Origin of the sequence: Crocosphaera sp. Alani8, from assembly GCF_038442745.1 — a bacterium.
Taxonomy (GTDB): domain Bacteria; phylum Cyanobacteriota; class Cyanobacteriia; order Cyanobacteriales; family Microcystaceae; genus Crocosphaera.
On sequence record NZ_JARVCN010000292.1, the window covers coordinates 17,374 to 30,218 of the forward strand.

Annotated in this window: 9 protein-coding genes; 6 read left to right on the plus strand and 3 right to left on the minus strand. The window is 34.2% G+C overall.

The window, feature by feature from the left end:
- The first annotated feature begins 21 nt into the window (after positions 1–21).
- From P9B04_RS16010 to P9B04_RS16035, 6 genes are all read left to right on the plus strand, one after another.
- On the plus strand, positions 22–5,943 hold the full coding sequence (locus P9B04_RS16010) for a translocation/assembly module TamB domain-containing protein (RefSeq protein WP_342055985.1): 5,922 nt from the start codon (positions 22–24) through the stop codon (positions 5,941–5,943).
- 135 nt (positions 5,944–6,078) lie between these two features.
- Positions 6,079–6,216, plus strand: a complete 138-nt coding sequence (rpmH, locus tag P9B04_RS16015; protein ID WP_007304785.1) for a 50S ribosomal protein L34 — start codon at positions 6,079–6,081, stop codon at positions 6,214–6,216.
- A 45-nt stretch (positions 6,217–6,261) separates the two neighbouring features.
- Entirely contained in the window at positions 6,262–6,645 is a 384-nt protein-coding gene (gene rnpA, locus P9B04_RS16020; RefSeq protein ID WP_342055986.1) for a ribonuclease P protein component, read from the plus strand.
- Positions 6,617–7,012, plus strand: a complete 396-nt coding sequence (locus tag P9B04_RS16025) for a PH domain-containing protein (RefSeq protein ID WP_287139322.1) — start codon at positions 6,617–6,619, stop codon at positions 7,010–7,012. The genes rnpA and P9B04_RS16025 overlap by 29 nt, the downstream gene beginning before the upstream one ends.
- A gap of 109 nt (positions 7,013–7,121) precedes the next feature.
- Positions 7,122–8,258 (plus strand): membrane protein insertase YidC, encoded by a 1,137-nt coding sequence (gene yidC / locus P9B04_RS16030; protein WP_342055987.1) that lies wholly within the window; start codon positions 7,122–7,124, stop codon positions 8,256–8,258.
- Positions 8,259–8,391: 133 nt separating this feature from the next.
- Positions 8,392–8,883, plus strand: a complete 492-nt coding sequence (locus P9B04_RS16035) for a Jag family protein (RefSeq protein WP_342055988.1) — start codon at positions 8,392–8,394, stop codon at positions 8,881–8,883.
- Between the two features lie 4 nt (positions 8,884–8,887).
- Here the strand turns inward: P9B04_RS16035 and P9B04_RS16040 are convergent, their stop codons facing one another.
- The 3 genes from P9B04_RS16040 to P9B04_RS16050 all read right to left on the minus strand — a co-directional run bounded on the left by P9B04_RS16040 (position 8,888) and on the right by P9B04_RS16050 (position 12,548).
- Positions 8,888–10,321, minus strand: coding sequence for a hypothetical protein (locus P9B04_RS16040; RefSeq protein ID WP_342055989.1), 1,434 nt, complete (start codon positions 10,319–10,321; stop codon positions 8,888–8,890).
- Positions 10,322–10,393: 72 nt separating this feature from the next.
- Entirely contained in the window at positions 10,394–11,470 is a 1,077-nt protein-coding gene (locus P9B04_RS16045) for a LamG-like jellyroll fold domain-containing protein (RefSeq protein WP_342055990.1), read from the minus strand.
- Positions 11,471–11,531: 61 nt separating this feature from the next.
- Complete coding sequence (locus P9B04_RS16050) at positions 11,532–12,548, minus strand: polyprenyl synthetase family protein (protein ID WP_342055991.1); 1,017 nt, start codon at positions 12,546–12,548, stop codon at positions 11,532–11,534.
- Positions 12,549–12,845 lie beyond the last annotated feature (297 nt).

Here is a 12,845-nt window from a genome sequence, read left to right on the forward strand (position 1 = left end):
TATCTTCGTTCTCGAAACCTCATGAGTCAGTCTTCCCCACCTCCTAACCCGTTTTTCGGTTGGTTCAACGGTTTTCTCAGAGTTATTAGGAGACCAAAAACTATAATCATAGTAACCTCTTCTGTAACCTTAGTTTCTGTCGGTTATACAGGATTAAGTTTTATGTTGAGGGAGTATCTACCCCCTTTGTTGGAAGAACGACTGAGTAAGGTTATTAATCGTCCTATAGAAATTGGTGAGTTAGAGGGGTTTTCTTTAACCAGTTTACAGCTAGATCGGGCTTCTATTCCAGAAACGGCTCAAAATACTAATCAATTAACTGCTGAAGGTATTAAGGTTACTTTTAATCCTCTAACTATTTTATGGCAACGAAAGTTAGCTATTAATCTTTCTCCTGAAAGTGTTAAGGTCAAAGTTCGTGAAGAAAAACCAGGTCAATGGTTAAGTGTTAGGGCCACTGATGAAGTTATCCCCCTCAATTTTGATTTATCTGTAGATGTTAATAATACTAATATTATTTTATCACCTTACGGCTCAGAAGAAACCGTAAATATTAAAGTAGCTGGAAATTTAGAATATCAAAAAAGTAAACAAAGAAAGTGGATTTATGATCTTAGTTTGGGTTTAGTAAATAGTGATGAAATTAAACTTGAAGGTGAAACTTTTGTTAAAAGTACAAAAACCAGACTCAATTTACAATTAAATCGATTATCGTTAGCAACTTGGTTATCTATTTTTCCTAATCTTCCTTTTAATCTTGATAAAAGTTATCTTCAAGCTAATTTGAATTTAAATTTTTCTTCTCTAGAAGATTTCAGAGGAACTGAGGGAAAGGGTAATTTAGAGTTAGGAGATTTTAGAGCAAAAACTACATCTCTTAAACAACCTATTGAAGCAGATTTAGCTTTTCAATTTAAAAATCAGAAAATCTTAATTGATCGGGGAAAAATTGTTACAGGAGATATCATTACTCAGTTAGAAGGTTATTATGATTGGCAACGAGGAAGTGATATTAAAATCAATGTTCAAAATTTTAGCTTCGATAATGTTTTTGAAGTTATCCCAATTACTTTACCAGTTCAGGCAAAAGGTGAATTCCAAATTAATTTTAATGTAACTGGTTTATTGACTAATCCTATTATTCGGGGAAAAGTTATCAATAAGGATCTTGTTATTTTAGAGAAAACGCCTATAAAAACTATTTTGGCAGAATTTAAAGTTAGTTTGGATGAAACTTTCCTTGAAAACTTTTTAATAGAACCTCAAGCGGGAGGAAAGATACAAGGAAAGGGAAATATTACCCAAAATATTACTCAATCAATCAAGGGAGGTAAACCTATAAATGTTAAACAATTTCCTGTTAAACTTGGCTTGGAAGTAGCTTTACCAACTGGAAAGTTAATTAATGACTATTATTCTTTGCCTTCTGAGGTAAATGTAAATTTATTGCAAGCACAAGGAAATATACAAGGAAAAATAAGTAATATTAATGGTTTAATTAAATGGGAAAATTCTGGAGATTTATCTAAACCAAATACCACTATTACCAGTCAAGGGGAGATTCTTTTAAAACAAAATTTTTTATTGTTAAAAGATACAACTATTCGTACTTCGCAAGGAATTATTAATATTGCAGGGAGTGGTAGTTTAAAAACAAAAAAATGGCAGAGTTCTATTGATACAGAATTTTTAAATCTAACTCCTTTTACGAGTATTTTCTGTATAAAATTTGATATCCAATGTCCTCAAGAATTAGCATTACAACAAGGTAATGTCCGCATATTAGGGGAGATAAATGAACGTTTAGGTATTAGTTCTAATCTTTCGCTATTAGTTAATCAAGGAAAGGTTATCATTAACAGCGATCTAAAAAATAATAATTTACGAACAGAGCTTACAACATTACAATTACCTATACATTCGTTTATTAAAAAATCACCTGCTCCCATATTAATTGAGAACTCTTTTGTAAGCTTCTCTAGTAATCTAGAAAAGATTTGGAGTAATAAAACCATTAATTTAAGTGAAATTAATGGGAACGGAAATGTAGTGATTAAAATAGAGGAGAGTAGAGTTATAGCAAGAGGTAAACTAGAAAACGAGTCTATAGAAGCAGTTGCTAATATTAATAATTTATCAGTTAACCAGATTATTTCTAAGATACCGATTCCTGTTAAGTTAGTTGACGGTTTTATTAATATAAAAGGAGAATTGCGATCGCTTAATTTTTTAAATCTAGCATCCAATCTGAACAATTTAGAAATAAATGCAAATGGTGATTTACTAATTGCGAATCAAAGTGTAACAGCAAACACAGAAATAAGACAAGGTTTAATCAAGGGAAATGCAACTTTGACTCCTCTATCTGTTGCACCATTTATTATTGAAGGATATCCCGTTATAAGAGTAAGAAAAGCAGAAACCAATTTTACAGGGAATCTATCATCTCTGCTATCGTTTAATTTTCAAGATTTTCAAGGAAATACCTATACAGAAGTAGAAATAGCAGATGGAATAGTAACTATTGATGGAGAAATAAGTAATGATCAAATATCGGGTGATATAACAACGAATAATATTAGTTTATCTAGTTTAAATAATGAATTATTTTCCGTTTTTACTTCTGACAAACTAGACAGTCAAATCAATGCTTCTCTTCCTTTAACTCCTCTTTTAACTTCTCCTTCATTGATTACCATTACAGTTAATCAAGCATTTGTAGAAGTAGGAAAACAAAATCTTCAAGCAGAGGGTAATTTTATTGTTTCTAACATTTGGAGTTCACCAGATATTGAACAATTTTCTTTTGATGTTGACACTAACTTTAATTTAACTGAATTATCCTTGACACGATTACTAGATAAAATACCCATCAATCAAAAGCTACTACCAACAGAATTAGCACTAAAAGGAGAAGGTAGTTTTACAGGTACTTTATCAGGAAATAATTTATTGACTGCACCTTTCTTGCCAGGAAATTTAGAGATAGTAGGGGATATTAATTTGACTAACTTGAGTTTTAATGAACAGGTATTTGAACCTGAATTAGTAGGTAAGATTAATATAAATTCTATTGATCAAATCTCTTTTAATCTAGAAGGGAAACAAGATGAAATTAGCACGGTTTTAAATCCATGCTTAGGAAATGAATGTTCATTAATTTCTATTTTAGAATCCTTTGAAATTCGGCAAATTTACAATAATGATGTACCAATTATTGCCGAAGTGAAACGCAAGAATGATAATTTAATAGGGAATATAGAAAGTTTACCTATCGATATTTTTAAAATAGTACCTTTAGGAAATTATGGATTACCCGAGTATTTACAAGGTTTAATTGACATAGAAATAACTTTTAATCCATCGGACTTAAATACTGTAGGAAAACTTATCATCACATCCCCGAAACTAGGAGATGTTACAGCAGATAAACTAGAATTATTTTTAACTTATGAAGATGATATATTACGATTAGAACAAACCCAATTAATTATAGGGAATAGCAATTACAATATTTTTGGTAGCTTAGATACTAATTTAGGGGAAGTTGAAGGAAAAATAGATATTACTCAAGGTAATATTGAAGACTTACTAATTGCTCTACAGTTATACGATTGGGAAAACTTGTTGCGACTCCTACAACTAAAAGAAAATAGTTTTACTGCAGTAGAAAATATTAAACCCAATGCTGTTTCTAATCCTTCACAATCTATTGCTGAACAACTTTATCAATTTTGGATTAACGATCAGAAAATAGAAGAGTTTTTTGCTCAAACTCAAGCAGGAGATTTACCTAGAGAAATAGATATTAAAGGTAAATATGACGCAGAAATGAATCTGGGTGGAACTATTACCAATCCTAAAATAAATATACAATTTATCGGACAGCAATGGACATGGACACCTCAACCTTCTACTGCTTCGATTGTAGAATCATTGGGATTAATTATGGAAGGTTCACAAGTTATTCCTATTGAAAAATTATCCCTTAAAGGAAAACTGGAAGATAGAAATATCTCAGTAAATCCTAGTATAAAATTTGGAGAAGCAACCGCAGCAGGATTACTTAATTTATCTTACAATAATAATCAGTATGCTCTTGATTCATCTACTTTTAAAGTAGAGAACCTAACTTTAGACTTAGTTCGTAATTTAATTGTTATTCCAAGCGACATAAATGGAACTATTAATGTAGAAGGTATTGTTAACGGGACACTAAAAGAACCTATTGTTAATGGAATTTTTGAGTTTAATAACGGAGCAATTAACGCAAGACCTCTAAATCTTGATTTAGGAGGAGAATTTAACTATAGTGACAATAGTTTGCAAGTCGAAACCAAGCAACCTAACTTTATTAATATCGCTGCTACTTTACCCTTTCCTATTATAGAAAACATAAACGATCGCTTTGAAATAGAAGCTAAAATAGGACAAGAATCTTTTGCTTTATTAGAACCTTTAACCCTTGATCAAATACTTTGGGTTGGTGGGGAAGGCAATATTTCAGCTAACATCGGAGGAAAAATATCTATTGATAATCGACTAAGAATTTCTCTTGATTCTGATAGTCAAATTAACTTAAACTTAAATAATGCACAATTGACTAATAGTTTGCTTCCTACAGTTGTAACCTTGAATGGAGAAGCTAACCTCAACAACAGAAGTCTTAATGTTGAACAATTAACCGTAGATATTGTTAATAATCGCTTAGATATCAGAGGAAATTTACCCCTATTACCCCTTCAAAATCAACAAACTATCAATAACCCCCTCTCTATACAATTGAGTCAAGATAAAGTTAATCAATCGGGAATTTATCAAGGATTAATTAATGGCAATATAATGATTACAGGAGCATTGATTAGCCCTAAAATCAGTGGCAACATTGATTTGACAGAAGGTAAGATACAAGTTCCTCAATTGAATTTAAAATTTGCAGAAAAATCACCTTTATTTGAGAAATGGGTGGGAGTACTTGCTACTCAAAATAACATTGTTATTCCACCAAGATTAGATGATTTTAAAATAAATATTGATAATATTTCCTTACAAAGTTCAAGAACATTAAACCTTCCCCAAACCTTTCTTAATCTTAGTGGTAATTTAAACTTAAATGGTCAAATCAACCGTTTATCCTTAGCAGAATTATTAAAAATTGAACCGTCAGGAAAAATTAAAATTAATAATGGTCAAGTTAATTTACCTGTAACTCGTGTTTTTATTAGTGATCAAAACGAAAATACTTTAACTTTTTCCCCACAACAAGGACTATTAAACCCGTTGATTGACTTAGAACTCAAATTATACATTTTCGCTGTAGCTTTGCGTTCAATTCAAGATAACGAAATTGCTGATGATATTGTTCAAACCGGTAGAGCAAAATCCTCTGAAATAACCTTAAAAGTAGAAGGCAGTGCCAATGAAGTATTACCCAATGTCGGTAATATCTTTGAAAATGTTTGTCAATTTAACGATGAAAACTCACCACCCATTACACCTTATAATAAAACTTCCCAAGAAAACTTAAACTCCTTGGTAAAATGTATAGAAATTAATAACTTAGGAGCAAATTCCATAGCAGATCTGTTGCGATCGCCCATCGTTTCTTTTTCCAGTAATCCACCTCTAAGCAACACGGAATTATTTACCTTGTTTGGGCAGCAACTTCCCGCAACAGTTGAACAGTTGCAAAGACAAAATTCTAGTCAATTATTAGAAACTGGTGTTGTACAATCAGCAGTTGTTATTCTACCTTTTTTACAAGATTGGGTGTTCAATAGCAATCAACAAGTTACCAATTTTGGAGAAAATCTTGGTTTAACTAATTTACGTTTATTCCCTGTATTAGAAACGGTTTATAAACTAGAAGATAACTCTACTATCCGCTTTTCCTACGATTACACTTTAAACGAAGCCACTGTCCGCTATGAAAGTAAATTTTAATCTCTTATTTTTTCCCCAATTTCAACTTCTAAATTCTTGGGGTATAACTTGTCTCACTTAATAAAACTATGTTACAATCGGAGACTGTGTATTTAAAAAGCTAAACCAAAACAATGTTGTTGGAGGACAAAAGTTGTGACTCAGCGTACCCTAGGAGGAACAAATCGCAAGCAGAAAAGGACATCCGGTTTTCGTGCGAGGATGCGAAAAAGTAATGGTCGTAAAGTGATTCAAGCAAGACGGAAAAAGGGAAGACATCGTCTATCAGTGTAAGTAGAATACTTTCCCCCACCTTGAGATTAACAATGATGGTCAACCGTGGGATTACCCAAACAAAACCGCCTGAGAAACCCCAAGGCATTCCAAAGCGTTTATAATCGAGGAAAACGCTATAAAAGCCCCCATTTGGTCATGCTCGTATGGTGGCAAGGTAATTCACAAACAGTGGCACAACCCGTACAGTTTGGAATTTCCGTTAGCCAAAAAGTGAGTAAAAAAGCAGTAACTCGTAACCGTCTAAAACGGCAAATAAAAGCAGTAATTCGCCTTTTTTTACCAAGGATGATCCCAGGTTGTCAGGTGGTAATCGTCGTTAAGCGTAACGCAGCGGAGTGCAAATATGAACATTTTTTGCGAGAATTAGAACAGTTGTTAATCAAAGCCGAGATAATTCATGGGTATAAAAGAGAACACATTTTATGAAGGAGGCCCTCACGTTGGGGATTTAATCATTAATATATTACTGGGATTTACAGTAATTTGTTTACCCTTAACCGTCGGAGCCATAGTACGAGCTATCTGGTTACGTTATCGCATCACCGATCGCCGTATCTCCATCACAGGAGGTTGGATGGGTAACGATCGCACCGACATTATTTACGGGGAGATTGTTAAAATCGCTAAGATTCCCCGTGGAGTTGGTTTATGGGGAGATCTCGTGGTTACTCTCAGAGATAGAAGTCGTCTAGAAATGCGCGCCGTCCCTCGCTTCCGAGAAATTTATGATTATATGGCCGAAAAAGTCGCCGACAAAACAGGAAAACCCGTCGAAGCGATTACCGCCCAATAACTTCTAAAATCGAGACTAGGATTGAGATAACCCTTGTGTTACTCACTCCTCCTATTGAATAAACTAAACAAAAGCTCACCCCATCAGGGAATTACTTGGATTAAGACGAATGGATTTTGGTATCGGATTTATTTCCACAAACATTATGCTGCCAATCCTAGATTTTTTCTACGGGATTGTGCCAAGCTACGGTTTTGCGATTATTGCCTTAACCCTAGTCATTCGCCTTGGTTTGTACCCCTTAAGTGCAGGCCAAATTCGCAATATGCGGAAAATGCGAATCACTCAACCTCTAATGAAAGAACGACAAGAAGAAATTCAGCGTCGTTACAAAGATGACCCCACCAAACAACAAGAAGAAATGGGTAAGCTAATGCAGGAATTTGGCAACCCTTTAGCTGGTTGTTTACCCCTGTTGCTACAAATGCCGATTTTATTCGCTTTGTTTGCCACTTTGAGAGGTTCACCTTTTGCCAACATCAACTACACTGTGGATGTTCAGATTTTGCCCTCAGAACAAATTGAACGAGTTGTTCCTCAACCCTACGCCACCAAACCCAGTAACGTATACGTCACAGATGGTATTCATTATCCCATTTCTGCCCTACTACCTGGAGGTAATAAACTGGGAGTTGGAGAAACAACAAGCGTTGCATTTCAAACCAGCGAGGGACAATCCTTATCTAACTTAGTTCAACAAAACCCAGACAGCGATATTCGTCCCACCTATGAAATTACCAAAGGTGCAGAAAGACTAGAAATTAACGAAGATGGAACCATCTCTGCTTTAGCTCCAGGAGATGCTAGTGTTCAAGCTACTCTCCCAGGTATTGCTACTAACACAGGATTCCTCTTTATTAAGGCTTTAGGACAAGTGGGTGTCACCAACGATGACGGTACCATTAACTGGGATATTTTAGGAATGATTCTCTTCTTTGGTTTCAGCATCTATATAAACCAAGAACTCTCCGGTTCTTCTGGGGGTGGAGCGCAACAACAACAGGCAATCAATAAAGTTACCCCTGTTATTTTTAGTGGGATGTTTCTCTTTTTCCCTCTTCCTGCTGGGGTTCTGATGTACATCGTAGTGGCTAACATCTTCCAAACCCTACAAACCCTAATTTTAATGAGGGAACCTCTACCAGAGAACTTGCAGAAGTTGCTCGAAGAACAAGAAAAAGCAGAAAAAGGAAGACAAAATATTCCTTTTGAAAAGCGTTCTAAGAAAAAAGAGAAAACTTCCTAAGTTGTCACATAAGCTAAAACGTATTGCTACAATACGTTTTGGCAGGACACGAAATAATAACAGAAAAAATAGACGCTTATTCTGGAACTAACGGAAAAGCAAGACAGGTAAAATATAGGTCAACCTTATTACTATGGAACAAGAAAAACAAATAGGTAAAGAATGGTTAGAAAACCTTTTACAACTGATGGGTTTTCCTGCCGACGTTAAGTTTGAATATCGAGAGAACGAACTAGAAAAAACTCAGGAATGCTGGTTAATCATTGATGAAACCAAGTTGCCCCCCGAAAAAATTTCGACATTAATAGGGGAAAAAGGAGAAGGTCTTGACGCAATTCAATATTTAGCCAATACCCTAATCAATCAAAGCTTAGATAATACCGAACAACGAGGGTTCACCATAGAACTGAATGGCTATCGTGTACAGCGTCTTGAACAGTTAAAAGCTCTTACCGAAGATATTGCTCAAAAGGTTCGTCAAACAGGGCAGGAAATAGAAATGACCGCCCTTTCTTCTGCTGAACGTCGTCAAATTCATTCCTTTTTTAAAGATGTTCAAGATATTGCTACGGAAAGTCGCGGACAAGAACCCAATCGTCGTTTAATCGTTAAGCCAAGATATTAAGGACTCAACGTTGTATGGAACCGTTTTCATTAACGACATCCTCATTAAATCCGATGAAAGGCAAAGTTTCATCGGTTAAAATTTCCGTTTGTTGAGCAATTTTTTGTAGGGTTTGATTAATTCTTGGACAAAGTTGTTTCAAACCAAAAATAATTGCTATAAACCAGCGTCTTTCATCCATTCCTAAATCTCTGATAAAAATGTCTATGTCTTGTGATTGAGTTGTTAAACCCGTTTGTAATGACTTAGGGGTTAAATTCCATAGCCATGTTTCTAGAAGATAAAGAAGTCCACCACTGTTAGTTTTTAAACCCAGAGAATTATAATAAGCGGTGATAGCTGAATGACTAATTTCTATCCAACGAGGAACCTGCGCTGATGTAAAAGACAAAATTCCTCTCTCAAAAAAGGAAGAGGAACTAACCCGAGAAAGTAATTTTTTTTCTGCTTCTGTTTGAAGAGATTTATCTCCTATGTACGCAATTTTTACTAATATCTCCACAGCTAACCATCGTGCTGAAATTAAGTCAAGACCAGATAAAAAATTGATTAAATCCACATTAGCTTGCTCAGGTTTACTCTGAGATATTGTTGGCAAATTGAATCTTTTTTCTATTGCTGGTGATAATTTAGCTAACCCTAGTATTATATTCGGAAACAACTGCTCAGGATATAATTCTATCTGAGTGATGCAATCATCAACCATAAATTCAGGAACAGTATGATCAATTTCAGCTAAAGTAAATAACCAGCTTTCCCAAATGTATAACAAGTGACCTTTTCCTAGTTCATAAGGAAGATTTTTATGAATTGTATTGATGGTTTCTTTTATCCATTCAGGAATTTTTGCCAATGAAAAAGCCCTGATCCCATTGCTAAAAAAATCAGTTGATTGTAATTTTTGTAATAGTTGATGACCCTGAGAAGATTTGCTGTATTCTTGACCTATTTGGTACAGTTTAACACATAGTTCAGCTACTAACCAATGACTCGGTATTTTGTCTAAGTCGAGGATACCAGACATCAAACTAAAAATAGGATCAGTGTTAGGTTCTGGAAATATTGTCGGTAATTCAATCGATAAAGATAAACTGGAATTTATCTTATTTTTATCTTGATTCGACGGGTTAATAATTGTTACATAAAGAGGGATAGCTACTTCTTGGACGCTAGGAAAGCGTAGCCAATTTCTTAATATTTGCCCAGACTGTAAATTACCTGGTATTTCTACTATTAAAGTTTGTTTAATTTCTTGTTGAGGTAAAATAAAAGCGAAAGGAGGATCAATAGCTTTCACAGAAGCAATCATTATCTTATCATCAATGACCCAATCTTCAATAGTTGGACGAAATAATATATTTTGGTCACTTAAATTTTTTAAGTTTAAGTGCAGAGTAAGTTGACTGTTTGAATAGACTTGAGAGTGAATTTCTTGCATTATTGTTATTATTATCTAGAACATTTTTGGCTTCATCTACACACAAACGTATCGACCTAAATTCTAATTTAACTAGGTTGAAAATTCCTGATGTGAACAATCTTCAATTGTTTGATAAGGAATAACCTGCCATGTTTCGTTAGGTTTTAGCTGAGACTCATCAACAGGGTAAGCAAAAGCAATTTGATAATCATTTTGAGCCACTATTGTTAAGGCAAACTGGTTACTTTTATTTTTAATTACTCCGTTATGCTCTATTGTCCATTGTTGAGATAATAATCCACTGACAGGAATAATTATAACTTGTTTAACCCAAGGAAAATCAGGAATTTCTTTTAAGTCTAAAGCAAATTCTCCTAATATACTTTTAATGATTCCTTCTGGGGTAATTATCCATTGTTGTCCCACTCCTCCGTTATATGTATGTCCCCAAATAATTGTTGCTTCACTGGGATTTCCTGCTGGAATATCTAAGAATAATTCACTTTCTAGATTTTGAATAATATAGGTTTGTATTTTGGTAATTTTAGTTAAGTTTTTTGGGTAATTATTTAACAAGTCAGCATTAATTATTTTCACATCTCGCGACAACTTATCATCTTCACTATTGAGGGGATAATAACCAACCAAGTTAGGTTCCTTTCCTTCAAGTTGTAAATTTATATCTGCTTTAATTTCTCCTGCACTTTTAGCCTTATCCCAGATACAAACTTCTGTTATTTGCCCTTTAAAATAGCTATTTCTAAGATTATCATAACCAATATATAACGGATTATTATCTCGATGAATTTCTCCTTGAAAATAAGTACAGTCCATCTCTTCACCGTCGATATAAAAACGAATTACCTCACCGTCAAACGTGCCTGAATAATTATGCCATTGGGTAATATCTATATCTGGTTTACTAAGGGCATATTGCCAACCATTACTATAAATATAAAAGCGAATAATTTTATTGCCCTTATTAGTTGCTATCATATACCCATTGCGTTTACATAATAACATAGCCTCCCGATCCCAGTTAGCTGTTTCACTTTTTGCCCAACAGGAAATTGTCATAGAATTTGTAGTAATTGGCGGATTTTCAATTTTAACATAGCTATTATGTCCGTTAAAGTTGATGCTACAATTTTTGATTTGAGAATTCATTGTTTTTATCAAAAATAGAACTAAAAAGTAAACTGAAGAATAGTAGTTAACTGTAAAGATATCATTTATTGCGATAAATTACATAATTGATTAACTCCTTCATAAAACGGCGATCGTGTAGAGCAGTATTGCCAAACTCTTCCGGTTTTAAAGGGGTTTCTGGTTGGATAAATTCCAATGAATAAAAAATATTGGCTGCTTGTTTAGCAACTGTTTTAGCTACCGTCCAACCGTGTTCTATACTGTCATATTTAAGCATTTCATCCAAAATAAAGGCAATTTGTTTTTGTGTTTTCTTTTCTCTGTCTAGAGATAAAATTTCTAAAATCTTATCCGATTGATTACTTTTTTTAACAACATGATTGAGCATTAGTGTACGCTTTCCTTCGTACAAATCTCCAGCAATTTCTTTGCCATAATCCTCTAAAGTTCCCTGTAAATTAAGTAAATCATCTTGAATTTGAAAAGCAATCCCCAACAACATTCCAAAGCGAGTAATTTGTGCCAAAGGTTCCCTTAAACTCTCCGATTTTTCCTCTGGATAACCAATCATTAACCCTAAACGACAAGGGGTCATAAAAGTGTACCAACAAGTCTTTTTTACGCACATTTTAAAGTAATCCTGATCCCCTAGATTATCTGTATTCTCAGCAACCCAGTCTAATTCCATTGCCTGTCCTTCTACAGACTGTTGCGCCATAAATTCGATCTCATGGAGTATATTCATAGTTTTTGTTACCCCTACTAAAGAGAGATTTTCTAATAATAATCCCACCGCCAAAACTTGTGTGCCATTTCCTACATTAATAGCTCGAGGAATACCAACCATTCGGTGTAAAGTATCTTTTCCCCTTCTGGACTCAGAACCGTCCTCAATATCGTCATGAATTAAAAAAGCATTATGATATAATTCTAAAGCAGCCGCAGTAGTTAAAGCCCAGTGTCCTATTCCCCCAACAGATCTAGTCATACTCAGACAAATGGTAGGTCTAAGCATTTTACCAATACGAAAAGGATAATCCGTTAGTAACTCATATAAAGGTTCATAAGATCCTGTAATATTCTGTTTACTTTGCACAAATTCCTTAATCTTATTAATAATTAAATTGCGGGAACACTCTAAGGCTTCATTAATAATTTTTTTGTCATAATTTAACTTTTCCTCTTCCTTTTCTACTGGAGGAGGAGGTGAGGGATTAACAACGATCGCCTGGGGTTGAATTTTCGTGATCGCATTAAGCTCAATACTGGTTTTTAAGGTAATATTATCTTGATTATTTGGTAAAGCAATAGTAACAGTAGAAGGTTTTAAAATTTGAGATTTTGTATCTTCTCAAAAAGCCAGGGGTCACTCGCTGCGAAAACTTAGGCCAAA

Coding starts and splice junctions, on each gene's coding strand:
- P9B04_RS16010 (WP_342055985.1), top strand. CDS start 22: ATGAGTCAGTCTTCCCCACCTCCTAACCCGTTTTTCGGTTGGTTCAAC.
- P9B04_RS16025 (WP_287139322.1), top strand. CDS start 6,617: ATGGGTATAAAAGAGAACACATTTTATGAAGGAGGCCCTCACGTTGGG.
- yidC (WP_342055987.1), top strand. CDS start 7,122: ATGGATTTTGGTATCGGATTTATTTCCACAAACATTATGCTGCCAATC.
- P9B04_RS16035 (WP_342055988.1), top strand. CDS start 8,392: ATGGAACAAGAAAAACAAATAGGTAAAGAATGGTTAGAAAACCTTTTA.
- P9B04_RS16040 (WP_342055989.1), bottom strand. CDS start 10,321: ATGCAAGAAATTCACTCTCAAGTCTATTCAAACAGTCAACTTACTCTG.
- P9B04_RS16045 (WP_342055990.1), bottom strand. CDS start 11,470: ATGAATTCTCAAATCAAAAATTGTAGCATCAACTTTAACGGACATAAT.